This window comes from Microlunatus parietis, from assembly GCF_013407955.1.
Taxonomy (GTDB): domain Bacteria; phylum Actinomycetota; class Actinomycetes; order Propionibacteriales; family Propionibacteriaceae; genus Microlunatus; species Microlunatus parietis.
This window is the reverse complement of sequence record NZ_JACCBU010000001.1, coordinates 3,927,555-3,953,502: the sequence shown is the minus strand read 5'-3', so window position 1 is coordinate 3,953,502 and position 25,948 is coordinate 3,927,555. Positions and strand designations below refer to the sequence as shown.

Sequence of the window (25,948 nt, the reverse complement as noted above, 5' to 3'; positions counted from 1 at the left end):
CATCACTCCCGGTCGTCGGCGGTACGCCTACCGCGGAGCACCAGCAGCACCGCGCCGCCGGCGATCACGACCAGGACGGCGATACCGACGCCGATCGCCCAGCCGGGCACGCCGCCGCCGGTACCGGCTTGATCACCGGGCGCGCCGTTCCCGGCCTGTACCGGAGTCGCGCTGTAGAGGCCCCAGTAGCTGTTCTGGCCGGTGATCGGACCCTGGCCCTCCGGCTGCCGGATGAACCCGCCGAACTTGTCGCTGCGGTAGGCCTCCAGGCTGTCGGCGTACCAGAGCACCATGTTGACGGCGGACTCGTGGATCATGCTGAAGGCCTGCTTGACGATCTCGCCCCGCTTGGCCGGATCCAGCTCCGTGTGCTGGGCCTGGTAGAGCTTGTCGAACTCAGGGTCGCACCAATTGTTCTCGCTGGTGTTGCCGGAACCGTCGGCGTTCGGCCGCGAGTTGCACTGGTTGATCGACAGCTGGAAGTCCGGGTCCGGCCCGATGCCCCAGCCGGTGAAGTAGAGGTCGTACTTGCCCAGCGTCGAGTCGTCGTTCACCTGCTGCGGCGTGACCATCGAGACGGTGATCTCGATCCCGATCTCCTTCAGCCACGGCTTGAGGAAGTCGGCGATCAGCTGGTGCGACGGCTCGGTGTTGCGGCCCATCAGGCGCAGCTTGAGCGGTTTGCCCTCCTTGTCCAGCCGAATCCCGTCCGGACCCTTGGTGTAGCCGGCGTCGTCGAGCGCCTTGTTCGCGGCGGCCGGATCGAACGGGTGCGCCTTCACGCCCGGCGCGAAGCCGTAGTACTGCGGGTAGACGGTCGGCATCTCGGTCTCGCCGAGCTTGCCCAGCCCGTGCAGCACCCGGTCGAACAGGGTCTGCCGGTCGATCGCCATCATGATCGCCTTGCGCAGCACGGGATCCTTGAGCGCCGGGTGGCCGTCGCCCATCGGCTTGCCCTCGGCGTCGATGGTGCCCGGGTTGATCGCGATCGAGCTGTAGCGACGGCCGGCGCCGGTCACGGTGGTGATGCCGGGTGCGCTCTTCAGCGATTCGAACTGGGCCGCGGTCAGGCCGCTGACGATGTCGACCTCGCCGGTCTTCAGCGCCTGCACGGCCGCGTCGCCGTTCTTGTAATAGACCCAGGTCAGGCCGGACAGCTTCGCCGCGCCGCGCCAGAAGTGCGGGTTGGCGACGAGCTGGACGTTCTGGCTCTGCGCGTACGACTTGATCGTGTACGGCCCCGAGCCGACCGTGTCCGTGTCGTTCTCATACGTCGCCGCGTCGACCTTCTCCCAGACGTGCTTGGGCACGATCGGCAGCTCGCCGCCCGGGTTCGCGGCCTGCGGCGCGGTGAGCACGATCTCCAGCGTCTGCGGATCCTTGACGTTGACCGAGGCGACGTTCTCCACCAGACCGCCGTTGGCCTGCTGCAGCTTGTTGTCGTTCTTGATCGCGTTGAACGTCCAGGCCGCGTCCTCCGCGGTCAGCGGCTGGCCGTCGGACCACTTGCGGTCCTCGGGAATGTGGAACGTCCAGGTCTTCCCGTCCGGCGAGGTCTCCCACGTGTCGGCCAGGCCGGGCACGGTCTCGTTGTTCTTGCCCCAGGTGACCAGGCTCTCGTACTGGAACCGCAGGATCGCCGTGCTGGAGGCGAGGATCGCCTGGAACGGGTTGAACGTGTCGATGTCGGTGGTGATCGCCACCTTCATCACCGTCGCGGGGTCGTCGGCGGCAGCGCGCGGCGTCACCGGCCCGGTCAGCGCCGTGGTCACCGTCAGCGCGAGCGCGGCCGCGAGGCCCGCCAGGATCCGCTTCGGCTTGGCTTTCATGTCCGCCCCTTCGCAAACGTCGGAGAAAGAATCAAACGACAACCTACGGCCTCCGGCCCGGGTCGACGGGCCGTTCGGCGGCCCGTGGGTGAAGATTTACATAGGCGTGACAGATCAGGGAAGACTTCACCCTGAACTGGTCGTCAGCCGAGGTGGCGAACGTCGGGCCACAAGTCGGCCCAGGAACCGCGCGGCTCGGCGCAGAGGCGGAACGGGGCGCCGTCCTCCTCGTTGTCGACCCCGGGCGGCGAGGCGTACCGGAGCAGCAGGGTGCAGCGGCCGAACCAGCGGTCCAGGTCGGCCTCGTCGAAGTCCCCGATCACGAGCGCTGTGCGTACGGACTCGGGCGGCGGGCCCCACTCACCGAAGGCGTTGTGCCCGGAGTAGACCGGCGGCAGCGCGCCGGCCGGACCGGCCGGAGTGGCCAGGTCGAGCCGGCGGGCCCGGGCCAGCGACCCGGCCTCGCCGTAGTTGGCCGTCAAGATCATCGACGCGTCCGGCTGCTCGCGCGCGAGCCGGACCGCGGTCTCGGTGAAGCCGTCCCAGCCGACCGTCTCGGCTGCGTCCGGATTGACCGCGGTGGCCACCTGGAAAACCGGCGAACCGGGCGGCGCCAGCGGCAGCGAGAAGATCGCGGTCGGTACGGCGAAGATCACCAGGAGCGTGATCGCGAGAACCCGGCGCCAGGCGATCCTGGTCAGCCAATCCGACAGGGCCAGTACGCCGAGCCCCAGAGCCACCGGGAAGAACCCGGCCAGGTAGTACGGCTTGCCGCCGGTGACCACGACCATGATCAACATCAGGGCGTACGCGAGCGCCAGCCACCGGTGATCATGCAGCCGCCGCAGCGCGAAGGTGGCGACCAGGCCGGCGATCGCGAGCACCGCGAGCAGCGGGCCGATCAGCAACAGGTGCAGCGGGACGATCATGATCCGGTCCGCCGACGACACCGAGCCGCCGGCCGCGATGTTGGCGGCGATCTCGCGCATCGGGAACCCGTGCACGGCCTGCCAGATCAGGTTCGGTGCGGCCAGCAGCAGGGCGATCCCAGCGGCCAGCCACGGACCCGGACGGGCCAGCGGCGCCCTCGGCCCGATGATCAACAACCCGGCCAGGCAACAGGCCAGCACCAGCGCGGGCAGCACCTTGACCTCGAGCGCCACACCCGCGATCACGCCGAGCAGCAGCCAGCCGGGGAGCTGGTCCGGGGTCCGGAGGGCGCGGAGCAGGAGCATGATCACCGCGGCCGTGAGCAGCAGGTCGAACGTCGAGATCGAGAACAGGTGGCCGACCGCCATCGGGAACGAGCTGAGCGCCGTGACCAGGGCGGTCAGGGTCTGCTGCCGGGCGGTGCCGCCGAGCTGGCGGGCGGTCGCGGCGGCGGTCAGGATCGTGCCGGCCGCGGCCAGGGCGGGCAGGATCCGGAACAAGATCAGGTTCCCGCCGACCAGGTCGTGCCAGGCCGTCGCCAGCAGCGGGACCAGGATCGGGTTGTCCGGCTGCGCCCAGTCCGGGTGCCGGCCGCCCTCGATGAAGTAGAACTCGTCGCGGTGGAAGCCGTACCGGGCGGCGACCAACATCAGCGCCAAGAACAGCAATCCGGTAACGATCCAGGGACCCCGGGGACGCGGCGACACCGACCCACCCCCGTTCGCTCGATCCCGACGGCTGAATTCAACGCTCTGAGAGGCCTCCCGCGCAAGATCATCGAGGTACGGCGGACGGCGGAGCCGGTCCGGCCGGACGGATCAAGCGCGCATCGACCCGTCGGGATCGCGGTCCAATTGGCCGATGAGCAGGTGCCGGAGCACCTGCCGGGTGCGCCGGGGTGTCAGCCGACTGGGGTAGTGCACGCCGTTGAAGGCCAGCCCGTCGATCGCGGCGGCGATCGTCTCGGTGCGCAGCGCCGGCTGATCGACGGCCGCCCGGTCGACGATCCGCCGGATCAGGGTGCGAGTGCCGTCGAACAACCGCTCCACCGCGGGCCGGAGCGAGGGCACGGTGCGGGCCCGCTCCACCATGGCCAGCCAGACCGTCACCTCGCCGCGCCGACGCTCGTCCAGCGGCAGCAACTCCTCGAGCATGTCCAGCGCCACCTGGTAGCGACCCGCACGGTCACCGGGCGGCGGCAGCCGGTCCAGGTGCTCCAGCAGGCGGTCCGAGATCCGTTCCACCAGCGCTTCGCCGGCCGCGGTGAGCAGGTCGTCGTAGTCGGCGAAGTAGTGCCGGACCGAGCCGATGTTGAGTTCGGCCTCGTCGGCGACGTTGCGCAGCGAGGCCCGCTCGACCCCATGGTCGCGGACGAGTCGGAAGAAGGCGTCGATCACGACCCTGCGGCGCTCCTGCGCGTCGACCAGCTTCGGCATTCGATCATTTTATCCCACCTGTGCTAACTTTGTTTTATCGCGAGCGTGATAAATAAAAGGGAGGCTTGTCGATGCGTGATGTCCTGATGCCGGTACTGATCATCGGCCTGGTGATCTACGTCATCGTGCGGCGGTTCCGGGGCGAGCCGCTGGTCGCGAAGGACCTGGTCGTGACGCCGCTGATCATGCTCGGCATCGGCGTCTACAGCCTGACCAAGGTGACCGGGTGGACCGGCCTGGACGTCGGCTGGCTGGTGCTCGGGGTGGGCACCGGGCTGGTTCTCGGCGCGGTTCGCGGGGCGTCCAGCGAGTTGTTCGTCCGGGACGGCGTGCTGCACCAGCGCTACACCTGGAAGACGCTGGTCGTCTGGGCCGGTTCGGCCGCACTCAGCTTCGGTCTCGGTATCGCCGGCACGGCGCTCGGCGTCCACCCGGAGACCCGGCCGTATCCGCTGTCGATCGGGATCGGTCTGTTCGGTGAGATGATCACCTGCGGCCTGCGCGCCCTGCGGACCGGCGAATCCTTCGCTCCGCCGCGCCAGAACGTGCGCTGACCCGTAGGCTCGTGATCATGCACGTCGATCCGGCCGAGTTCCTGCCTCGATTGGGCGTGCCCGAGCCGGCGTCGGTCGAGGCGGTGACCGGTGGCGCGGACGGGCTGCTCTGGCGGGTCCGCTGCGGTACGCAGACGTACGCGCTCCGGGTGCTGGGCACCGATCGGCAGGCGCAGGCGAGCCGCGAAGTGACCATGCTGCGGTCGCTGGCCGACACCGAGATCCCGGTGCCCGGCGTCCGGGCAGCGGCGATCGACGCCGAACGTCCGGCGTACCTGATGGACTGGATCGACGGCCGGCCGTTGGCCGCGCGGCTGCTCGACCCGGCCGCGACCGAGGAGGTCCGGCGCCGGCTGATGATCGAGTTCGGACGCATCCAGGCCATGATCAACGCGCGCACCGGCCCCGCGCTGGACGACGGCCCGGACTGGATCGCCCGGCGCGGCGACCCGGTCCCCGGCGCGACCGGTCCGGCCCGGCTGCTGCACCTGGACTACCACCCGCTGAACGTGATGGTCCGCGACGACCGGATCGTCGCCGTCCTCGACTGGGCCAACGCGACCCTCGGCGACCCGCGCTACGACCGGGCCCGCACCGAATCCATCCTCGCCCTGATGCCCGATCCGGACGGCACGCTGGAGCCGCTACTGGCCCAGTGCATCGCCGACTGGCGCGCCGGCTACGGCGACCCGACCCCGCCCGGGCCCGAGTTCCGTCGCTGGGCCGGTGCCGCCATGGCCGCCGACCTGGCCCCGCGCCTCGACGACCCCGCCGTCGGTTGGCTCACCCCCGCCCACCTGGCCCGCATCCGCGCTTACCGCTGACGCGAGGCGGCCAACCCGCGTGTCGCGATTTCTCTTCGCATCAGAGCGTGCAACGTTGCACCGAGCGGTTTCGGGTCGATACCAAGAGAAAACGCGACATCACCCGGGGATCGCAGGGAGCGATCCGGGCTGACCGCGGAACGTCGACGCCCCCGGGCGAAGGGTCGGGTCCGATCGGGCCGAGCGCCGGCACTCGTTGCCGCACCGACTGCCCGCTTGACCCAGGCCTCAGCGCGGAACCTCGAGGCCATCCGAGATCTGTCGCAGGGACGTGTGGCGACATGCCGTGTCGCTCGCCGTGCACCCGACGGGCGCGGACCTGATCCCCGTAGCTCGAGCGGCGTCCGACCGGGCGCATCCCGTGCGGCCCGCGCCGATCCCGGCAAGGTGTCCCAAATCTGCAATGGAACCGATGTTCGAAAGCCATGAAAACGGTTGCAGACCTGTTCCATTGCAGATCTGTGACAGCCAGGCCCAGCCGCGGCCGGACTTCGACGCTCACCGTGGGGCGGAGGTTCCGGCTCGGCCGGTCCCGGTAGCGTCTGCGGTGTGGATGAGGTTGGGGTGGCCGGGTGTGCCGTGCTCGTGGTCGGCGGCGGCGCCGGAGTGTTGGCGACCGTGGCGGCGTTGCGCGAAGCCAGGGCTGTGGTCACGGTCGCGGCCGAGGACGTCGTGGCCAGTCTGGAGGACCTCGCCGACCGCGGGCTGATCCGGTGGCACCGCGGGCCGGTCACCGAAGACCTGATCCGGGCCGCTGCGCTGGTGGTCGCCGGCTCGGGCGACGCCGACCATGATCAGGACCTCGCCGAACGGTGCGAACGAGCGGGCCGGCCGGTCCGGCGACTGGAGGTTGATCAAGGAGCACCCGGGCAGGCGGGCGGCGAGGTGATCTTGGTCGGCGGCGGGCCGGGCGACCCGGGGTTGCTCACGGTCGCCGGCCTGGCCGCGCTGCGCCGGGCGGACGTGATCATCACCGACCGACTGGCACCGCTGGCCAGTATCGCCGAGGCACGGCCCGGCACCGAGGTGATCGACGTGGGCAAGGTGCCGGGCGGGCGCTCCACCCGCCAGGAGTCGATCAACGCGCTGCTGATCGAGCACGCGCGGGCCGGCCGGGTCGCGGTCCGGCTCAAGGGCGGCGACAACTTCGTGTTCGGCCGCGGCGGCGAGGAGTGGGAGGCCTGCAGCGAGGCCGGGATCCCGGTCACGATCGTGCCCGGCGTCAGCTCGGCGACGGCGGTGCCCGGGCTGGCCGGCATCCCGGTCACCCATCGCGAACTGGTCCAGGGCTTCACCGTGGTGACCGGGCATGTGCCGCCCGATCACCCGGGCAGCACCCTGGACTGGGCCGGGCTGGCCCGGTCCGGCACCACGCTGGTGATCATGATGGGCGTCGCCACGCTGCCCGCGATCGCCGCCGAGTTGATCAAGCACGGGATGCCGGCCGACCTTCCCGCCGCGACCATCGCGGACGGCGGTCTGCCCAGCATGGCGGTGGTCCGCGGGCCGCTGGAGCGGATCGGCGAGCTGACCGAGCGGGCCGGGATCCGACCGCCAGCGATCACCGTGATCGGCGCCGTGGCGGGACTCTCGTTCGGATGATCGGGCATCCGCTGGTCCGGAGCTGGGTCCGGCGGCATCCCGATCACGAGTTCGAGCAGTCGGCCAACGCTCCGGCGGTCCGCCGACTGCTCGACGAGCTTGATCTTGGTCCCGTTACCTGCGTCCTGAGCGGGGAAGATCATCTCAACCTCCTGGTCGGCGCCGGTCGGCTGGTGCTGCGCAGCTACAAGCCGTTCGTCACCCGGCCCCGGATCCTCGACCTACAACGGATCCGGGCCGGTCTGGCCGTGCAGGGGCTGCGGGTCACGGTCCCGATCATGATCGGCGGCCGGTCGGTCTTCCGGTGCGGCACTCGGTGGGCCGAGGTCGAGCCCTACCTTGATCATCAGGCCGGCCATGGCACGCCGGAGGAGTTGTTCGCGGCGATCGGGCGACTGCACCGCGCCCTGCGTCGGCTACCGCCACCGACCACCCGTGACCTGCGCCCCGCGTACGTCGATCCCGACCTGCTGGGACGCTGGCTCCGCCGCAACGCGGCCGACGGTGCGACGTCAGACCCGGATGAGCTCGCGCCGATGATCAAGGAGCTCGGGCGACGCTGGATCCCGGCCGAGGAAGTCCAGACGATCCACGGCGATCCACACGGCGCCAACTTGGTGCGCACCGATGACGGCCCGGTGTACTTCGACTTCGGCGGCCTGGCCACGGCACCGCGCGCCTGGGACCTGGCCGTCGCCCATGCCTACCTGCTCCGTACCCTGCAGGCACCCGACCCGGCCGGCCTCTACGACGCCTACGAGGGTGCGGCGGCGTCCGCGTTGACGCCGGGCGAGCGATCGGCGCTGCGGGTCTATCCGGCCGCGGCCGCGCTGATGTACGCGATCTGTGGCTGGGGCGAGGGCTGGCGCCGGATCGCCCGGGACCAGCTCACTGGTGATCACCAGTGACCCGCAGGGTGGTCAGCGCGACCAGCCGGGACACCACCAGCGCGACATAGCCCAGCCCGGCCAGCTGTTCGATCATGACCACGGACCGGGCATGGCCGGTGACCGGGACGATGTCGGACAGGCCGGTGCTGGACAGCGTGGTGAAGCTGAGGAACAGCAGTTCGGTCCAGGTCCGCGGCTGATCGGAATCGACGGCCGCGATGAAGCAACCGGGCTGCAGCACCTGCAGCAGGACATAGAGATAGGCGAAGCCCCAGGCGACCAGCGTGAACGTCGCGCCGACCGCGAACAGCTCGTCCGTGGTCACCTTCCGGTCGGCCAACATGTAGCGCAGCAGCACCACGGTGGCCCAGAAGTAGAAGGCCGCGTGCAGTGCGGCCGAGGCGACCTGGAGCACCGGGTTATGCCAGAAGATGTCGATGATCGCCAGCGCCGCCGCGGACGAGGCGAGCGTGATCACCACCCAGGTCGGGCCGGGCAGCTCGCGTACCGAGAAGATCGCCAGCAACAGCACCAGCAGGCCGAACGTCTCGAACGCCAGCCGCCCCGGCGTCGAGGAGCCCATCGCCGGGTAGAGCAGAACGCCGATCAACTGGACCGCGAGCAGCACGGCCGAAGGATGCCGGCGGACTTGACGGAACGCTGAGCTCACACTCATTCGCGAAGGGTAGCGTTCTACCGCTTCAGGCCGCGCTCGATCGCGTTGATCAACTGCGGCCGCAGTTCCTCGGGCGTGATCACCGCGTCGACGGAGCCGACCTCGACGGCGCGCCGGATGCTGTGCACCTGGTCGAACTCGTCGGCGACCTCACCGATCTTCTCCGTCCGTACGGCAGCGCGCAGCTCCGCCAGCTCGGCGGCCAGCCCGGCCCGGTCGGCTTCGTCGGCCTCGGCCAGCCGAGCCTCCAGTTCGATCACCCGCGGGTCGGCCGCGATCCGGCGCCGCACGTCACCGGCGAAGACGACCGCCGCGGCCGGCGCCCCGCCGATCACCGAGGCGAACGACCCCTCGACCGCGAGCACGGTCATCTTCGGGTTGAGCGCCTTGGAGAACACGACGAACGCACCACCGTGGTAGCGGGAGATGACGCAGAACACGATCGGGCCGCGGAAGTTGACGATCGCCCGGCCGATCTCGGCGCCGTACTCCAGCTGCAGGTTGCGCATCGAGTCCGGTGACCCGTCGAAGCCGGACAGGTTCGCCAGCACCACCAGCGGCCGGTTCCCGCTGGCCGCGTTGATCGCCCGGGCCACCTTCTTCGATGATCGTGGAAACAGGGTGCCGGCGGTCCAGGTGTCCGGGCCATCGGTGGGCGGGAATCCCCGTCGTGGCACGGGTTTCGACTCGATCCCGATCAGGCAGACCGGCAGCCCGCCGAGCCGCGCGTCCTGCACCACGGCCGTCTCAGCGTCCGCCATCCCGGCCCAGCGTTCCAGCACCGGATGATCAAGGTCGGCGACGGCCCGCATCACCGTCCTGATGTTGAACGCCTTCTTCCGGTCCGGGTTCGTCGCGGGCGAGAAGATCTCCCCCACGGTACGGAAGCCGCCCTCGCCCGGGTCGTGCGGATAGGCCGTCACGTCCCGCTCGTACGGGTCGGTCGTCTCGGCCCGCCGCGGCGTCGACTCGCCCGGCGCCAGATACGTGTAGTCGTAGTGCGACAGCAGGATGTCCCGCGCCCCGGCGAGATCCGGCGCCCAGTACTGCGCCTGCCCGTTCGGCCCCATCACGCGGTCGTACCCGCCGATGCCGAAGTTGTCCTCGGCCGACACCCCGCCGGAGAAGTCCAGCGACTGCTTCCCGGTCAGCACCATCGCGCTGTCCGGGGTCATGATCAAGATCCCCTTGGTGTGCATCAGCATGGTCGCCTCGGCGTTCCAGTACGGCTGCGCACCGACATTGATCCCGGCCACGACGATGTTGATCTCCCCGCCGGCCTGGGTGAACTCGACGATCCGCTTCAGCGCCTTGGCGACCCAGTCCATGTTCTCGGTGCCGGAGTCCATCGAGATCTTCGCGCCGGAGGACAGCGCGAACCACTCGACCGGCACCTTGAGCTTGGTGGCCAGGTCGAGCGCCGCGATGATCCGGGCGCACTCCGGCTCGGCCAGCGCACCGAGTGCCTTGGTCGGATCGCCCAGCAGCACCACCCGGGTCAGGCCCTTCGGGTAGCGCCGGGTCGGCGTGCTGACCACACCGGCGATGATCGCCGACGTGTTCTGGCCGCGCGGCCGCTTCACCGGGGCGAGCGTCCCGTTCGGCTTCAGGTCGTGCTCGACGAACGAGCCGCCGGTGCCGGCGATCATGCCCGCGAGTTCGTACGGGTAGACGGTGTTGCGCCGGCGCGCCCGGACCACCTTCTGCGCATAGTCGTCCAGCGGCAGCAGCGGTTCGGTCGGCGGCCGCTCGACGACGGTCTGCACGCCCGCCCCGGGCTGGTTGTAGAACCGGCCGACCACCGGCAGCGGGTCGCCGTGCGAGCCCGTGACCCGGCCCTGGATCAGCACCTCTTCGATCCCGGCACCCACGGTCAGCGGGGTGATGTTGCGTTCCAGCGCGGTGAGTTCGGCGACCTCGGCGTCGATCACCGGCCAGACCGTCACCCAGACATGGTTCATGTCCAGCTTGGCCCCGTCCGGCCGTTCGGTACGGGCTCGGCGGATCCCCTCCAGGCAGTTGGCGATCGCCCGCTCCACGTGCGGCAGCGAGGTGATCAGTCCGTCGTCGTCGCGGACCACCGCGAACTGGCGCACCTGGGCCAGCGCGACCAGCCGGACATCGGCCGGGTTCTCCCTGGCCACACAGTGATAGAGGAGGACGTCCTCGGGCGCGTCCAGCCTGGTGATCATGAAATCGCGGAGCCGCCACAGGTTCAGCCGGCGGCCGACCATCGGGTGCACCCCGCGGACGTTCTCGTCCTCGACAAGATCACGACGCTGCGGCCGGTAGGTGAAGTAGAAGACCGGTCGCCCGTCACCGGCCGCCACCGCAATGGCGATCCGGCGCATCCGCTTCCGGAACGGCAGCGCCGCGACCAGTTCCCGGAGCACGTCCGAGGCCTCCTGGACGTCGGTCGGCGCCTCCGGCCAGTGCAGATAGAGATCGGCCACCGTCTCGTAGCCGGACGGCCGGCCGCCGACCGCCGACTTCAGGTCCCGGACCAGCGTGCTCCGGCCGCTGGCCAGCTCCTCGACGGTGCCGACCGTGCTGACCAGGTACGTCTTCCGGTCGTCGAGTTCGTAGCCGGCCATGGTGAACGGGCGCCCGTGCAGGCTCTTGTTGGCGACGTCGTGCAGGCCGTACTCGAGGTAGTGCCGGCGGATCAGCACCTCGAGCATCGGCTCGGTCCGCGGCACTCCGCGTTCCAACCGGTCGGTGAGGAATCTGATCAACTGCTCCGGGATCGTGGCCAGCGCCTCGACCCGCTTCGCGTAGTCCCGCGCGTGCGGATGCGCGGCCAGATCGGCCAACTCGGACCGGACGCCGGCCAGCACCTCGGCCCGATCCTCGTCGACCTGCGGCTGGTCGAACCAGCGGAACCGGACCGACCGGGCCAGGTCGCCGATCTCCGGGAACCGAAGCTGGGTGGACAGCACCAGATGATCAAGGACCGCGTGGGTCTCCTCGGTCCGCTCCGGGGCGGGCCGCGGCTCCACCAGCCAACGCTCCAGCAGCGAGGTGACCAGCCGGACGTCCGGCGCCACCCGCTGCTGCGCCAGGAAGATCCGGAACACCGCGTCGACCAGCGGCTCGCTGCGGTCGAGGTCGGTGATGCCGTAGTGCCCGAGCACCCGTGACAGCCGGCCGACGAACGACTCCGGCAGCGCGGCCCGTTCGACGTCCAGTGTCTGCAGGTAGGCGTGGAACAGTTCCCGCGGCGTGTGCACCCGAAGTTCGGTGTCCAACTCCTCGCCGGCCGGCCGGTTCCGGCTCAGGTCGGCGACGTCGGCGAACAGCCGGAGCAGCGCACTGTCGGAGTCCATCGGCGGCTCGGGCAGCTCGGCCCGCGCCGCGAAGTACTCGGTCAGCGCCCGGCCCTCGTCGCGCGGATCAAGATCAAATCCGAGCAGCATGCTGCGCAGATCCTCGTACCCGCGGGCCAACCGCTCGGCCGGGCCCGGCTCGGCCGCCGGCGCCGGCAGTTCAAGATCAACGGAGGCCGACGACTCGGCGGCCAGGTCCTCCTCGCCGAGCGGCTCCAGCCGGATCAGCGGGGCGCCGGTCTCGACCTGGGTGCCGGTGCTCACCGACAGTTCGCGGACGACGGCCCGGAACGGCGCCGGGACGACCGTCTCCATCTTCATGCTCTCCAGCACCAGCACTGGAGCGCCGGCCTCGACCTCGGCGCCGACCGCGACCGGCGTCGCCACCACCAGGGCCGGCACCGGTGACCGCAGCACGCCGCCCTCGTCCCGGGTGACCCGGTGCGTGACGCCGTCCACCTCGACGAAGTGGACCGGGCCGTGGGTCGCGGTGATCAACCGGAATCGCTGCCCAGCAACGGAAAGCCGGGCCTCGTAGCTGTCGTACCGCTCCAGCTCGGCGTCGACCGTGCTGAGTTCGTCGCCGCTACGGACCGTGACCCGATAGCGGCGCGGGCCGATCCGCGCCACCGCCAGCCGGTACGGGGCCCCGCGCAGCTTCACGTCGATCGCCCGGCCCGCCTCGTGCTGCACCTGGGGCCGGCCGCCGAACGCGGACACCAACAACTGCTGGCGTTCCAGCGCCTCGGCCTCCTGATAGGCCTCGATGCCGGCCGCGACCAGCGCCACCCCGGAATGCCGATGCGTGATCAACTCGCCCTGCGCCCGGACCCGGTCGATCCAGCCGGTGTCGGCCCAGCCGGTGCCGCCGCCGGTGATCACCTCGGGCCGGCCGAGCAGCTCGAGGATGAAGCTCTTGTTCGTCGTACCGCCGTCGAGCACCACCGTCGTGTCGGCCACCGCCCGCCGCAACCGGCCCAGGGCCTCGTCGCGGGTGCGTCCGTACGCGATGATCTTGGCGATCATGGAATCGAAGTCGGCCGGAATGGTGTCCCCCTCGCCGACGCCGGTGTCGACCCGGATGCCCGGGCCGCGCGGCAGGTCGAGCCGGACGATCCGGCCCGGCGACGGGGCGAAGTCGCGGTCCGGATCCTCAGCGTTCAGCCGTGCCTCGACCGCATGGCCGATCTCCGGCGGCGGTTCCTCGGTCAGCCGTTCACCGGCCGCCACCCGCAACTGCAGCCGGACCAGGTCGACGTAGCGGGTCGCCTCGGTGATCGGGTGCTCGACCTGGAGCCGGGTGTTCACCTCGAGGAACGCGAACAGCTTCTCGTCCGGGTGATACAGGAACTCGACGGTCCCGGCGCCGCAATAGCCGACCGCGAGGGCCAGCCGCTCGGCCGACGCCTTCAGCTCGGCCACCTGTCCCGGATCGAGCACCGGCGAGGCGGACTCCTCGATGATCTTCTGGTTCCGCCGCTGCACCGAGCAGTCCCGTACGCCGAGCGCCCAGGCCGTGCCCTGCCCGTCGGCGATCACCTGCACCTCGACGTGCCGGGCGCCGGTGACCAGCCGCTCCAGGAAGACGACCCCGCTGCCGAACGCCCGTTCTGCCTCGTCCCGGGTCCGCTGGTAGGCGTCCCGCAGTTCGGCGTCGGATTCGATCACCCGGATCCCGCGCCCGCCGCCGCCGGCGGTCGCCTTGAGCATCACCGGGTAGCCGATCTGGTTCGCCACCGCCAGCGCGTCGTCCAACGTGTCCAGGGCCCCGCGGCTCCAGGCCGCGACCGGGACGCCGACCTCCTCGGCGATCAACTTGGAGCCGATCTTGTCGCCCAGCTTGCGCATCGCCTCCGGGCTCGGCCCGATGAACGTGACGCCGATCCGCTCGCACAGTTCGGCGAACCCCGGATCCTCGGCGACGAAACCCCAGCCGACCCACGCGGCGTCCGCCTCGGTCTCGATCAGGGCGCGCTCCAGCACGGCGTGATCGAGATAGGGGCGGTTGGCGGCCGGACCGAGCGGGTGGGCCAGGTCGGCCTCGCGGACGAACATCGCGGTCCGCTCCGCCTCGGTGTAGAGCGCCACCGTTTCGATCCCGGTGCCCTGTTCGGCATTCAGCTCGCGAACCGCGTTGATCAGCCGCATCGCGGCTTCCCCCCGATTGACGATGGCGATGCGCCTGAACACTGAGCGTTGCCTCCTGACCTCGGGGTTACGGTACGGGTTCGGACCGAAGGGACCAAAGAGACACATTTCCACCGAACCCGCCCGGGCGTCGAGTCGGACCCCACCAACATTCACCGTCCGGACTTGTGCCCTCCCTACAGTCGGTGCTCGCCGTGCGGCACAATCGGCTGACATGTCTGCGACCTCCCAACTTTCCCGCGTTGCCGGGCTTGCCCTCGGCTATCTCGCCGGGCGCATGATCGAACAGCCGCTCCGCCGCAAGCCGGTCGAGGGGTTCGAGCGCGTCTCGACCGCGATCGAGGACCGTACCTATGCCGACGACGCCAACTGGGGCACGGTGCACACGGCCACCGTGGTCGGCGGGATCGCCGTCGCCGGGCTGGCCGTGGAGCGGCTGACCCGGAACGTCCCGGTGCTGCACGCGCTCGCCACCGCCGCCGCGACCGCCGTCGTCCTGGAGGGCGGGCCGGACGACGAGCCGCGGCCGGCCCGGGCCGTGATCGGGCCGCTGATCTGGGGAGCCGCGTTCGGCATCCCCGGGCTGCTCGGCTACCGGGCCGCGCACGTCGTCGCCGACCAGATCGGCACCGGCGACGAGAAGTACGCCAGCTTCGGCCGGTCGGCGATCCTCCTGCGCGACCTGCTGGACTGGCTGCCGAACCAGCTCACCGAGATCGTGGAGGATTCGGCCGCGAACTCGCGGCCGAATCCTCCCCGCTGAGCTCGGATCAGGCCAGGGACTCGACCCAGGCGTCGTGCAGGGCTGCGTACCTGCCGTCCTGGGTCGCCATCAGCTGCTTGGGGCTGCCGTCCTCGAGGATCCGGCCGTGCTCCAGCACCAGCACCCGGTCGGCGATCTCGACCGTGCTCAGCCGGTGCGCGATGATCACCGCGGTGCGGTCCTTGAGGATCGTCTGCAGCGCCTGCTGGACCAGCCGTTCGCTCGGCACGTCGAGGCTCGAGGTCGCCTCGTCCAAGATCAACACCGCCGGGTCGGCCAGGAACGCCCGGGCGAACGCGACCAGCTGACGCTGGCCCGCGGACAACCGGGAACCCCGCTTGGCCACGTCGGTGTCGTAGCCCTGCGGCAGCGCGGTGATGAACTCGTGCGCGCCGACCGCCTTGGCCGCGTTGATCACCTCGTCCCGGCTCGCTGCGGGCTTGCCGAAGGCGATGTTGTCGGCGACCGTACCGTCGAACATGAAGTTCTCCTGGGTCACCATCACCACCGACTGCCGGAGATCGTCGTTGCCGATCTCGCGCAGGTCGGTGCCGTCCAGCGTGACCCGGCCCTCGGTCGGGTCGTAGAAGCGGGCCATCAGCTTCGCGATCGTCGTCTTGCCGGCGCCGGTGGTGCCGACCAGGGCGAGCGTCTGCCCGGCCGGGATCCTCAGTTCCAGGTCCGGCAGCACCGGCCGGTCCTTCACGTACGAGAAGGTGACCCGGTCGAAGTGCAGTTCGCCCTTGGCGTCGCGGACCCGGACCGGGTTCTTCGGCTCCGGCACGCCCGGCGCCTCCTCCAGCACGCCGGACGCCTTCTCCAGCGCCGACGAGGCCGACTGGAACGTGTTGTAGAACTGGCTGATCTCCTGCATCGGCTCGAAGAACATCCGCAGGTAGAGCAGGAACGCGGCCAGCACGCCGACCGTCATGTCGCCCTGGATCACCCGGTAGCCGCCGTACAGCAGGACGCCGCCGATCGTGATGTTGCCGATCAGCTTGATCCCCGGCTGGAAGATCGCGACCAGCCGGAAGGAGGTCAGGTTCGCGTCGCGGTAGCGCTCGGACAGGTCCTCGAAGATCTGCTGGTTACGCGGCTCCCGGCGGTACGACTCGACCGCACGGATCCCGGTCATCGTCTCGATGAAGTGGACGATGACCATCGCCGAGTGCTCGCGCACCTTCCGGTACGTGAGTTGGCTCTGCCGGGAGAACCAGCGGACCAGCACGATCAGGATCGGGAAGCCGATCAGGCAGATCAGGCCGAGCTGCAGGTCCATCGTCAGCAGCAGGATCGCGACGCCGACCAGGGTCAGTACGGCGGTGACCAGGCCGTCGAAGCCGCCGGCCAGCAGCTCCATGATCGCGTCGATGTCGTTGGTCAGCCGGGAGATCACCCGGCCGGACGTGTAGCGATCATGGAACTTGACGTCGAGCTTCTGGAAGTGCCGGTAGAGCCGCCGCCGGATCTCCAGCAGCACCTGCTGGCCGACCCGGCCGGAGTTGCGGAGGAAGAACCAGCGGGCGCAGCCCTGCATGATCAACGCGCCGAGCATCACCCCGAGCACCTTGAGCAGTTCGGTGGCCACCCCGCCGTTCGCCAGCGGCGGGACACCGAAGTCGATGCCCAGCTGGACCAGCCGCGGAATGCTTAGCCGGGCCGCGTTCTCGACCAGGACCACCGCGATCAAGATCACGATGAACTTGCGGTACGGCTTCAGCAGGCTGCCCAGCAGCGCGCGGCTGCGGCGCTTCAGGAAGACGCTGCCGCGGGCCTGGATGTCCTCGTTCTCCTCGGCCCCGACACCACGCCAGTCCTCGACCGCCAGCTTCTTCTTGTCCCGGGACTCGGTCTGGACGGCGGTCATCGGTTGGTCTCCTGCAGTTCGAGGCGGTCCAGTTCGGCCAGCTCGTCCTCGCTGTCGAAGTCGGCGCTGAGCAGCTCCCGGTACTCCGGCACCGTCTTCAGCAGCTGGGCGTGGGTGCCCACGTGGCTGATCGTGCCGTTGCTGAGCAGGGCCACCTTGTCGGCCAGCATCACGGTGGACGCGCGGTGCGCGACCACGATGCCGGTGACGCCGACCAGGACCCGCTTGAGCGCCTCCTCGACCAGTGCCTCGGTGTGCACGTCGAGCGCGGACAGGGTGTCGTCCAGCACCAGCACGCCGGGCTTGGCGAGCACGGCGCGGGCCAGCGCGAGCCGCTGCCGCTGACCGCCGGACAGGCTCATCCCCTGCTCGCCGATCCGGGTGTTCAGGCCCCACGGCAGGTCGTACACGAAGTGGGCCTGGGCCACGTCGATCGCCTGGGTGATCTCGGCCTCGGTCGCGTCCGGGTTGCCCAGGGTGAGGTTCTCCCGGGCGGACATCGAGAACAGCGTCGGGTCCTCGAACGCGGTGGCGACGATGGAGCGGACCTGCTCCAGCTTGAGGTCGCGAATGTCGACGCCGTCGATGGTGATCCGGCCGGCGGTGACGTCGTACAGGCGCGGCACCAGGGCGGTCAGCGCGGTCTTGCCGGAGCCGGTCGCCCCGACCACGGCAACGGTCTCACCCGGCTTGATGGTCAGGTTGAGGTCGTGCAGGACGTCGGTGTCGGCATCCGGGTACCGGAACGCGGCGCCCTCGAAGCGGAGCTCGCCGCGCACGTCGGTGAGCTTCTTGGTGCCGTCGGTGATCGTGTTTTCGGCGTCGAAGATCTCCGCGATCCGGTCGGCCGCCGTCATCGCCTCCTGCGTCTGCGAGAGCAGCAGGCCCAGCGCGGCGATCGGCCAGACCAGCGACAGCAGCATCGTGATGAACGCGACCAGGGTGCCCAGGGTGACCTCGCCACGGCCGGCCGCGAGGGCGCCCAGGCCGAGCACGATGATCACGGTGCCGCTCGGCACGATCTCCAGGAAGGTGCGGAACTTCGCCAGCAGCCGGATCCGCTGGTACGTGGTGTCGAACAGCTGGACGGCCTTGCCGTCGAACTTCTCGAACATGTGCTCGGAGCGGCCGAACGACTTGATCACCCGCAGGCCGTGCGCGCTCTCCTCGACCGAGGACGCGACGTCGCCGGTCTCGTCCTGCATCTTGCGGGACAGCCGGGTGAGCTCACGCTCGTTCTTCAGGCACATCAGGGTGATCGGGACGATCGCCGCCAGCACCACCAGGCCGAGCGGCCAGTACATGTTGAGCAGCAGCCCGACCACGACCGCGATCTGGACGATGTTGATCATCAGGAAGATCGCGCCGAAGTTGAGGAACCGGCGGATGGTGGACAGGTCGTTCATGATCCGCGACAGCAGCTGGCCGGACTGCCAGCGGTCGTGGAAGCTCATCGGCAGCCGCTGCAGCTTCGCGTACAGGTCGGTCCGGATCGTGTTCTCCGTCGCCAGGGTGCCCTTCGAGATCACCCAGCGACGGCCGAACACGACCAGCGCCTCGACGATGCCGATCGCCATCGCGGCCGCGCCGAGGGTGTAGAGCCCCACCTGGTCGCTGTTCGCGATCGGGCCGTCGATCACCGCCCGGGTGACCAGCGGGATCACGATGCTCGCCGCGACGCTGAGCACGGCGAAGATGATCATGACCACGAACCGCCACACGTGCGGCCGCAGGTAGGGACCGAAGCGGAACAGGGAAGAGAGCCGGCTGTGCCGGACCGTGCCGTCACGCTTGGGCTTGCCGGGTCGTGGTGGCGCCATCAGTGGCGGCCGATCCAGCGAGGTCGGCGGCGCAACCGGTGCGGTGCGTTGCGCGGGCTCGGCCGAATCGGGAGCTTCGTTGGGCGGGCAGGACGTGGGAGCCGAAATGTCGGCAGACATGAAAGGAGTCCTCAAACGGTGAGAGAAGATCGTGCAGACGTACGAATCTGTAACTATCCAACCCCATGCAAGTGCCCGATCCCAAACAATATTCCCGACCTCTGGGGTATTCATTACGTACGCCGATAGATCATGATTCAGTGATTAGCGTCACAATCCGGGGTTCGAGAACTCCTACGCCACCGTAGGGTTCTGGTCATGATCGAGCAGCCCGCCCACGCGTCCCCGCCGCCTGCTGAACGGCCGCCGGAGAACAAGATCACCATCGGTGCCAACGCGGCCGGGAAGCGGATCGGACTACCCGAATTCGTGATCGGCGCGCTGGTCTACTTCGCGATTCAGATCGGCGGAGTCTTTGTGATCTTGGCCGCATTCGGCGGCGACGCGCTGACCAGCGGCGCACCGGGTCCCACCTTGGTGCTGGTCCTCATCGCCGCGGTGTCGGCGGGTTTGGCGGCGCTGGTCGCCCTGCTGCCGCGGATCCGCTCGGCGGCAGCGCTCGGGCTGGTCCGGCCGGCGGCACGCTGGCTGCTGATCGGCGCCGGCTGCGGCCTGGCCGGCTTCCTGGCCAACCGGATCGTCATCCTGCTGTACGTCGCGATCACCGGCGACCAAGGCAATCCGCAGCAGAATCTGGCCGACACCGCGATGGGCGGCTCGGTGGCCCAGTTCGCGCTGCTGCTGCTGTTCGGCGCGGTGCTCACGCCGATCGGTGAGGAGGCGCTGTTCCGCGGCATCGGGTACGGCTGGCTGCGCCGCTGGGGCTTCGTGCTGGCCGCCGTGGTCAGCTCCGCGATCTTCGGCCTCGCCCACGGCATCAACGTCGTCCTCCCGGCCGCCGTGCTGTTGGGCCTGGTGCACGCCTGGCTGTACGAGAAGAGCGGCTCGATCTGGCCGGCCGTGATCTCGCACGCGGTCAACAACGGGATCATCTTCATCCTGACCCGGGTGGTCATCTCGCTCGGGATCAGCTGAGGCCCCTCCCGTAGGGGCGTTGTCCGTCAGGTGAGGGATAACGACCCCTTGGCAGCACGAAATCGGGTGCGTTGTCGCGCACTTGATGGAAGACGAACGCGGGGGGAGCGTCAGCTGAGGGCGGCGGCCGCGTGGATCTCGTCGGCCGGCGGCTCGGTCAGTCGATGATCTCGATCGAGAAGGAGTCGACCAACTCGCGGTCGGCGTACAGCTCGATGCCGGTGATCCGCCCGTTCCGCACGGTGAGTTCGAAGACCGAGATCGGCCGGCCGCCCGGCGCGTAGGTGGCGCCGATGTAGCCGTCGACCAGGGCCAGCTGAGCGCCCCGCGCGGTGCCGGACAGAGCGCTCGCGACGGCCTCCGAGCCGCGCAGCTCGGCCGCGATCCGCGGTGCGCCGCGATCGCCGAACCGGGTCGCGGCCAGCACGGCCGCGGCGTCGGCGCGCAGCACCACGTCGGGATCGAGCAGTTCGAGCAGCCGGTCGAAGTTGGCGTTCCGGGCGGCGTCGAAGAACGCACTGACGACCTCGGTCTCGCGGCCCTGGTGCCGGCGCCCGTCCCCGCCCGGCGGTTCCTCCGGCGGCCCGCCTCGTACTCGGCGCCGGGCCCGGCTGGCCAGCTGCCGGGTCGCGGCCGGGGTCTTGTCGACGATGGTGGCGATCTCGTCGAACGGGACGCCGAACAGATCGTGCAGCACGAACGCCATCCGCTCGGCCGGCGCGAGCGTGTCCAGCACGACCATCAGCGCGGCACCCATCGCGTCGGCCTGGACCGCCTGCTCCTCCGGCCCGGCCTCCTCGTCCTCGGCCGGTTCGACCGGCCGGACGTCCAGCGAGTCCTCCCGCCGTGCGGTACGGGAGCGCAGCTGGTCCAGGCAGATCCGGGAGACGACCGTGGTCAGCCAGCCGCCGAGGTTGTCGATCCGCTCCGCCTCGGAGCGGTTCAGCCGCAGCCAGGCCTCCTGCACCGCGTCCTCGGCGTCGCTGGTCGACCCGAGGATCCGGTACGCGACGTTGCGCAGCCGCGGCCGGTTCTCCTCGAACGCGGTCGCCAACACGTCGCCGTCGGATGCCATCCACCCATTCTGTTCGTTCTTCGATTCGGTAGCCACATCACGGTGACGAGCCGTGGCCCGCGGGTGTGACAGCGCCTGCCCCTCGCTGATCGCGGCTGACTACGATGCTGCCGAGGATCCTGACCAGATCACCAGTTCAGCGAGGAGCAGCTGTGCCGCAGCAAGTGAAGGGCGTCATCGCCCGTGCCAAGGGAGCACCCACCGAACTCGTCACGATCAACATCCCGGATCCGGGCCCGGGCGAGGCGGTGGTCAAGATCAGCGCCTGCGGCGTCTGTCACACCGATCTGCACTACCGCGAGGGCGGGATCGGCGAGGACTTTCCGTACCTGCTCGGTCACGAGGCCGCCGGCATCGTCGAGGCGGTCGGCGAAGGCGTTCGTGATCTTGAACCGGGCGACTACGTGATCTTGAACTGGCGCGCCGTCTGCGGGACCTGCCGGGCGTGCAAGCGCGGCCGGCCCTGGTACTGCTTCGCGACGTTCAACGCGACCCAGAAGATGACCCTCGAGGACGGCACTGAGCTGTCACCGGCGCTCGGCATCGGGGCGTTCGCCGACAAGACGCTGGTCGCCGCGGGCCAGTGCACCAAGATCGACCCGAGGGCGCGGCCGGCGGCGGCCGGGCTGCTCGGCTGCGGGGTCATGGCCGGCATCGGCGCGGCAATCAACACCGGCAACGTCGGCCGCGGCGACTCGGTCGCGGTGATCGGCTGCGGCGGGGTCGGTTCGGCCGCGATCGCCGGCGCCCGGCTGGCCGGGGCGAACAAGATCATCGCGATCGACATCGACGACCGGAAGCTGGCCAAGGCCAAGGAACTCGGCGCCACCGACGTGATCAACTCCTCCGGCGGTGATCCGGTGGAGCAGCTGCAGCAACTGACCGGCGGGTTCGGCGCCGACGTCGTGATCGAGGCGGTGGGCCGGCCGGAAACGTACCAGCAGGCGTTCTACGGCCGTGATCTGGCCGGCACCGTGGTGCTGGTCGGCGTCCCGACGCCGGAGATGAAGCTGGAACTCCCGCTGCTCGACGTGTTCGGGCGTGGCGGCTCGCTCAAGTCCAGCTGGTACGGCGACTGCCTGCCGGACCGGGACTTCCCGATGCTGATCGACCTCTACCTGCAGGGCCGGTTGCCGCTGGACGCGTTCGTCTCCGAGGAGATCGGGATCGACGGGATCGAGGGCGCGTTCGAGAAGATGCACCACGGCGACGTGCTGCGCTCGGTGGTGGTCTGGTGACCGCCCGGATCGATCATGCCGTCACGTCCGGTACGTTCTCGCTGGACGGCCAGACGTTCGACGTCGACAACAACGTCTGGGTGATCGGCGACGACAGCGAGTGCGTGGTGATCGACGCGCCGCACGACGTGGACGCGATCGCCGCCGTGATCGGTGATCGCCGGGTGCTGGCCGTGCTCTGCAGCCACGCCCATGATGATCATGTCCGCTACGCGCCCGAGCTGGGCGAGCGGTTCGAGGCTCCGGTGCTGCTGCATCCGGACGATCTGGTGGTCTGGCGGCTGACCCACGACTCCGAGCCGGACGGCGAACTGGCCGACGGTCAGCGGATCGTGGTCGCCGGCACCACACTGACCGTGCTGCACACGCCCGGCCATGCCCCGGGCGCGGTCTGCTTCCACGCGCCGGAGCTGGGCGTGGTGTTCACCGGCGACACGTTGTTCAACGGCGGGCCGGGCGCCACTGGCCGTTCCTACAGCAACTACGACACGATCGTCGCGTCGATCAAGGACCGGCTGTTCGCGCTGCCGGACGAGACGGTCGTCAAGACCGGGCACGGCGAGGACACCACAATCGGCGCCGAACGCGCCGCGCTGGCTTCCTGATCATGGTCGGAGCAGTTCGGCGCCGAGGTGGTCGACCGACTTCGAGGTGTTGCTGAGGACGACCGCGCCGAGCCGCGCGTCCGGCCGGAAGCCGAGGAAGCTCCGGTAACCGGGCAGTGATCCGTTGTGCCAGATGCCGTTCAGTCCGTCGCCGTCCGGCACCGGGCCGATGTGCCAGAGCAGGCCGATCCGGTTGTCGCCGAACGCGTCCGCGCGCGGAGTGGTGGTCAGCCGCAGGGCCGAGTCGGTGTCGGCGTCGCCGGTGCCGGCCCAGTGCGCCCGGACCAGGTTCAGCAGCGCCTCCGCCGACGCGATCAGGCCGCCGGACGCGACGCCGAGCGGATAGTCCGGGGTCGCGCAGGGCGCGCCGGCCGTGTCGTGACCAGGTGCCAGCCCTGCCCCGGCGAGTTGATCAACGATGCCTGCGGTGCCGGGGATCATGCCGAGTCCCTCCCGGAGCAGCGTCCCGAACGGCTGCCGGGTGCCGCCAGTGAGGGCCATCCCGATCAACTGGGCGCCCAGGTTGGAGTAGGCGTACTGGGTGCCGGGCGGGGTCGACGGCCGGAGCCCGACCAGCCCGCTGACGTAGCCGGCCAGGTCCAGCGGGCCGCGCTCGGGTCCCAGCCGCACGGTTCGGGGGAGCGTGGCGGAGGCGGCCTGCGCCGTGGGATGGTCCTGCAGCCCGTGCGGCAGACCGGCCCGGTGGGTGGCCAGGTGTTCCAGCGTGATCGTCTCGTACGGGTCCGCCGGCAGCTCCCACTCCGGCAGCAGTTCGCGGATGGGCCGGTCCAGTCCGACCTCGCCCCGGACCACGGCGCGCGCCAGCAGGGTCGCCGTGATCGGCTTGGTCACCGAAGCGATCCGGAAGCTCGTCAGCCGGTCCGGAATCCCCGCGCCGGACCCGCCGACCCGGCCCGCTCCCGCGATGACGAGGCGATCGTCCTCGACCACGCCGGCGACCACGCCCACGTGCCCGTTCCGGACCGCACGCTCGGCCAGCTCACGTACCTTCGCCTCGGGGTTCACCACCTCACCGTAGCCGCCGTGCCGATCTTGGCGTCCCGTGCCAGGATCGAGGGCATGAGGATGATTCTCCGCCTGCTGGCCAACGCCGCGGCCCTGGCGATCGCAACCTGGCTGCTGCCCGGGATCTCGCTGACGGCCGACTCGACCTCCGACAAGGTCATCTCGATGTTGATCATCGCGCTGATCTTCGGCGTGCTGAACGCGGTGGTGAAACCGATCTTCACCCTGTTCACGTCGCCGATCGTGCTGCTGACGCTCGGCCTGTTCCTGCTGGTGATCAACGCGGTGATGCTGCTGCTGGTCTCCTGGATCGCCGGCCTGGTCAGTCTCGGCTGGCACGTGGACAACTTCTGGTGGGCGGTGCTCGGCGCCCTGATCGTCTCCGTCGTCAGCTTCCTGCTGAACGCGTTCCTGAAGGACAAGAACGAGGGGCGGCGTGACTGATCGCGAACCGGTCCGGGTGATCTTCGTCTGCTGGGGCAACATCTGCCGCTCCCCGATGGCCGAGCGCATCGCGATCTCGTACGCCGAGCGGGACGGGCTCACCGGGGTCGAGTTCACCAGCGCGGCGACCAGCAGCGAGGAGCTCGGCGAGCCGATGGACCCGCGGGCGGCGCGCACCCTGCGCCGGCACGGCTACCCGGCCGATGATCATGTGGCGCACCAGATCGACCGGGCCGAGCTGGGCCGGGCCGACCTGGTGATCGCGATGGAGGACCTGCACGTCCAGCGCCTGCACCGGCTCGACCCGGACGCCGGGATCGCGCTGCTGACCGACTTCGACCCGGCCGCCGAGCCGGGCTCGGGCGTCCCGGATCCCTGGTACGGAAGCGAATCCGGCTTCCTGGACACGCTGAACGCGATCGAGGCGGCGATGCCGGGGATCATCGACCGGGCGCGCACCCTCGCCGAGTCCCGCGCCTCCGGCTGAGCCCGTACCGCTGAAGCCAAACGCGCAACAGCAGCCCCACCTCACCAACTTTCTTGTCGCATTACCAGAGAAGTTTCTGTGGTATTGCGACAGTTTTTCACGTTACGTGAAAAACTGCCCGGGGCCCCGGGAGTCAGGCCAGGGCGGGGGCCTCGGTGCGGCCGGCGACCACGTCGAGGTAGGCCTCTTGGAGGCGCTGCCGGACGGTCTTGCCCTCGGGGTCGGGCGGGATCACGGTGCCCAGGTGTTCGGCCCGCAGCTCGTCCATGAACCGGTCCCACAACGGCTGGCCGCCATCGGTGAGCAGCCTGGCCCGGATCGACAACTCGTCGCTGACCGGGAGCCATTTGGTGCCCCAGGTGCCGAGCGCGGCCATGATCGGGATCAGTTCGATCGAGCGTTCGGTGAGGCTGTAGATCGCCTTCTGCTTGTGGGTCGGGTCGTCCGATCGGGTCAGCATGCCCGCCTCGACGAGCCGCTTCAGCCGACTGGCCAGGATGTTGGAGGCGATCCCCTCCTCCGAGCCGGTGAGCAGTTCCCGGAAGTGCCGGCGGCCGCCGAAGATCATGTCGCGCAGCACCAGCAGGCTCCACTTGTCGCCGAAAACCTCGAGTGAGAGGTTGATCGGGCAACCCGAACGGTGTGCCTCGGTCATGTCCACCCCTTCTAGTTGCGCAATGCAACCATTGTAGCCTACCGTTCATTGTGCTTGCACTTCGCAAGCAGTTGCCTGGGAAGGGGCATCACCATGGGCCGGCTGATCTATTCGATGATCACCTCACTCGACGGCTACACCGAGGATGCGAACGGGGCCTTCGGCTGGAACGCCGTGGAGGACGAGGTGCACGCGTTCGTCAACGAGCAGTACGCGGACCTCGGCACCTACCTCTACGGCCGCCGGATGTACGAGACGATGGTCTACTGGGAGACCGCCGACCAGGAGCCCGGCCAGCCACAGATCATGATCGACTACGCCAAGGTCTGGCAGGCGGCCGACAAGATCGTCTACTCCAGCACCCTGGCCGAGGTGACCAGCAAGCGCACCCGGATCGAGCGGACCTTCGACCCCGAGGCCGTACGCAAGCTGAAGGAATCCTCCGACCGCGACCTGTCCGTCGACGGCCCGACCCTCGCCGGCGCCGCGATCAAGGCCGGGCTCGTGGACGAGATCCACCAGCTGGTCTGCCCCGTGATCGTCGGCGGCGGCAACCGATTCTTCCCGGACGGAGCCCGGCTCGAGCTCGAGTTGATCGACGAGCGGCGATTCGACAACGGCGTGGTCTGGCTTTGTCACCGCCCACAGAGTTGACGCA

Annotated in this window: 21 protein-coding genes and 1 pseudogene; 12 read left to right on the top strand and 10 right to left on the bottom strand. The window is 69.7% G+C overall.

From position 1 onward, the window contains the following. Positions 1-2: 2 nt before the first annotated feature. The 3 genes from BKA15_RS18890 to BKA15_RS18880 form a co-directional block, all read right to left on the bottom strand. Complete coding sequence (locus tag BKA15_RS18890) at positions 3-1,829, bottom strand: ABC transporter substrate-binding protein (protein WP_179753319.1); 1,827 nt, start codon at positions 1,827-1,829, stop codon at positions 3-5. A gap of 143 nt (positions 1,830-1,972) precedes the next feature. Next, complete coding sequence (locus BKA15_RS18885) at positions 1,973-3,409, bottom strand: glycosyltransferase family 39 protein (protein WP_246323018.1); 1,437 nt, start codon at positions 3,407-3,409, stop codon at positions 1,973-1,975. A 168-nt stretch (positions 3,410-3,577) separates the two neighbouring features. After that, positions 3,578-4,195, bottom strand: a complete 618-nt coding sequence (locus BKA15_RS18880) for a TetR/AcrR family transcriptional regulator (RefSeq protein ID WP_179753315.1) — start codon at positions 4,193-4,195, stop codon at positions 3,578-3,580. Between the two features lie 71 nt (positions 4,196-4,266). Here BKA15_RS18880 and BKA15_RS18875 point away from each other — a divergent pair, with 71 nt between their 5' ends. The 5 genes and pseudogenes from BKA15_RS18875 to BKA15_RS18860 all read left to right on the top strand — a co-directional run bounded on the left by BKA15_RS18875 (position 4,267) and on the right by BKA15_RS18860 (position 8,083). Further along, positions 4,267-4,749, top strand: a complete 483-nt coding sequence (locus tag BKA15_RS18875) for a DUF1453 domain-containing protein (protein WP_179753313.1) — start codon at positions 4,267-4,269, stop codon at positions 4,747-4,749. A 17-nt stretch (positions 4,750-4,766) separates the two neighbouring features. Further along, a complete protein-coding gene (locus BKA15_RS18870) occupies positions 4,767-5,573 on the top strand; it encodes a phosphotransferase family protein (RefSeq protein ID WP_179753311.1) in 807 nt (268 codons plus the stop codon). Positions 5,574-6,122: 549 nt separating this feature from the next. Then, a pseudogene (locus tag BKA15_RS36440) lies at positions 6,123-6,404 on the top strand (NAD(P)-dependent oxidoreductase); the annotation flags it as partial. 12 nt (positions 6,405-6,416) lie between these two features. Beyond that, positions 6,417-7,175: a uroporphyrinogen-III C-methyltransferase gene (gene cobA, locus BKA15_RS18865; RefSeq protein ID WP_246323017.1), complete on the top strand. Its 759-nt coding sequence runs from the start codon at positions 6,417-6,419 to the stop codon at positions 7,173-7,175. Next, entirely contained in the window at positions 7,172-8,083 is a 912-nt protein-coding gene (locus tag BKA15_RS18860) for a phosphotransferase enzyme family protein (protein ID WP_179753307.1), read from the top strand. The genes cobA and BKA15_RS18860 overlap by 4 nt, the downstream gene beginning before the upstream one ends. Here the strand turns inward: BKA15_RS18860 and BKA15_RS18855 are convergent. Continuing rightward, positions 8,064-8,741, bottom strand: a complete 678-nt coding sequence (locus BKA15_RS18855; protein WP_179753305.1) for a potassium channel family protein — start codon at positions 8,739-8,741, stop codon at positions 8,064-8,066. The two genes, BKA15_RS18860 and BKA15_RS18855, sit on opposite strands and share 20 nt — an antisense overlap. A gap of 17 nt (positions 8,742-8,758) precedes the next feature. After that, positions 8,759-14,257, bottom strand: coding sequence for an ATP-binding protein (locus BKA15_RS18850; RefSeq protein WP_179753303.1), 5,499 nt, complete (start codon positions 14,255-14,257; stop codon positions 8,759-8,761). Positions 14,258-14,429: 172 nt separating this feature from the next. On the opposite strand from BKA15_RS18850, the gene BKA15_RS18845 reads away from it, so the two are divergent. Then, positions 14,430-14,978, top strand: coding sequence for a cobalamin biosynthesis protein (locus tag BKA15_RS18845; RefSeq protein WP_179753301.1), 549 nt, complete (start codon positions 14,430-14,432; stop codon positions 14,976-14,978). Positions 14,979-14,985: 7 nt separating this feature from the next. Here the strand turns inward: BKA15_RS18845 and BKA15_RS18840 are convergent, their stop codons facing one another. Beyond that, positions 14,986-16,845, bottom strand: a complete 1,860-nt coding sequence (locus BKA15_RS18840; protein WP_218871466.1) for an ABC transporter ATP-binding protein — start codon at positions 16,843-16,845, stop codon at positions 14,986-14,988. After that, complete coding sequence (locus BKA15_RS18835) at positions 16,842-18,785, bottom strand: ABC transporter ATP-binding protein (RefSeq protein ID WP_246322374.1); 1,944 nt, start codon at positions 18,783-18,785, stop codon at positions 16,842-16,844. Before BKA15_RS18835 ends, BKA15_RS18840 begins: the two co-directional genes overlap by 4 nt. A gap of 198 nt (positions 18,786-18,983) precedes the next feature. On the opposite strand from BKA15_RS18835, the gene BKA15_RS18830 reads away from it, so the two are divergent. Next, positions 18,984-19,760, top strand: a complete 777-nt coding sequence (locus BKA15_RS18830; protein ID WP_179753299.1) for a CPBP family intramembrane glutamic endopeptidase — start codon at positions 18,984-18,986, stop codon at positions 19,758-19,760. Between the two features lie 157 nt (positions 19,761-19,917). Here BKA15_RS18830 and BKA15_RS18825 read toward each other — a convergent pair whose 3' ends face one another. Next, positions 19,918-20,835: a sigma-70 family RNA polymerase sigma factor gene (locus BKA15_RS18825; RefSeq protein WP_179753297.1), complete on the bottom strand. Its 918-nt coding sequence runs from the start codon at positions 20,833-20,835 to the stop codon at positions 19,918-19,920. Between the two features lie 152 nt (positions 20,836-20,987). Here BKA15_RS18825 and BKA15_RS18820 point away from each other — a divergent pair, with 152 nt between their 5' ends. Together BKA15_RS18820 and BKA15_RS18815 are read left to right on the top strand one after the other, a co-directional pair. Then, positions 20,988-22,073, top strand: coding sequence for an S-(hydroxymethyl)mycothiol dehydrogenase (locus tag BKA15_RS18820; RefSeq protein ID WP_179753295.1), 1,086 nt, complete (start codon positions 20,988-20,990; stop codon positions 22,071-22,073). Further along, the gene (locus tag BKA15_RS18815) at positions 22,070-22,678 is read left to right on the top strand and encodes an MBL fold metallo-hydrolase (RefSeq protein WP_179753293.1); all 609 of its coding nucleotides are present in this window, start codon (positions 22,070-22,072) and stop codon (positions 22,676-22,678) included. The genes BKA15_RS18820 and BKA15_RS18815 overlap by 4 nt, the downstream gene beginning before the upstream one ends. On the opposite strand, the gene BKA15_RS18810 is transcribed toward BKA15_RS18815, so the two are convergent. Next, positions 22,679-23,704, bottom strand: coding sequence for a serine hydrolase domain-containing protein (locus tag BKA15_RS18810; RefSeq protein WP_179753291.1), 1,026 nt, complete (start codon positions 23,702-23,704; stop codon positions 22,679-22,681). It abuts the gene before it with no gap. A gap of 54 nt (positions 23,705-23,758) precedes the next feature. Here BKA15_RS18810 and BKA15_RS18805 point away from each other — a divergent pair, with 54 nt between their 5' ends. Beyond that, the gene (locus tag BKA15_RS18805) at positions 23,759-24,148 is read left to right on the top strand and encodes a phage holin family protein (protein WP_179753289.1); all 390 of its coding nucleotides are present in this window, start codon (positions 23,759-23,761) and stop codon (positions 24,146-24,148) included. Then, positions 24,141-24,635, top strand: a complete 495-nt coding sequence (locus BKA15_RS18800) for a low molecular weight protein-tyrosine-phosphatase (protein ID WP_179753287.1) — start codon at positions 24,141-24,143, stop codon at positions 24,633-24,635. The genes BKA15_RS18805 and BKA15_RS18800 overlap by 8 nt, the downstream gene beginning before the upstream one ends. 133 nt (positions 24,636-24,768) lie before the next feature. Here the strand turns inward: BKA15_RS18800 and BKA15_RS18795 are convergent, their stop codons facing one another. Continuing rightward, a complete protein-coding gene (locus tag BKA15_RS18795; RefSeq protein ID WP_179753284.1) occupies positions 24,769-25,290 on the bottom strand; it encodes a winged helix-turn-helix transcriptional regulator in 522 nt (173 codons plus the stop codon). A 93-nt stretch (positions 25,291-25,383) separates the two neighbouring features. Here BKA15_RS18795 and BKA15_RS18790 point away from each other — a divergent pair, with 93 nt between their 5' ends. Then, positions 25,384-25,944, top strand: a complete 561-nt coding sequence (locus tag BKA15_RS18790) for a dihydrofolate reductase family protein (RefSeq protein ID WP_179753282.1) — start codon at positions 25,384-25,386, stop codon at positions 25,942-25,944. The last annotated feature ends 4 nt before the right edge of the window (positions 25,945-25,948 follow it).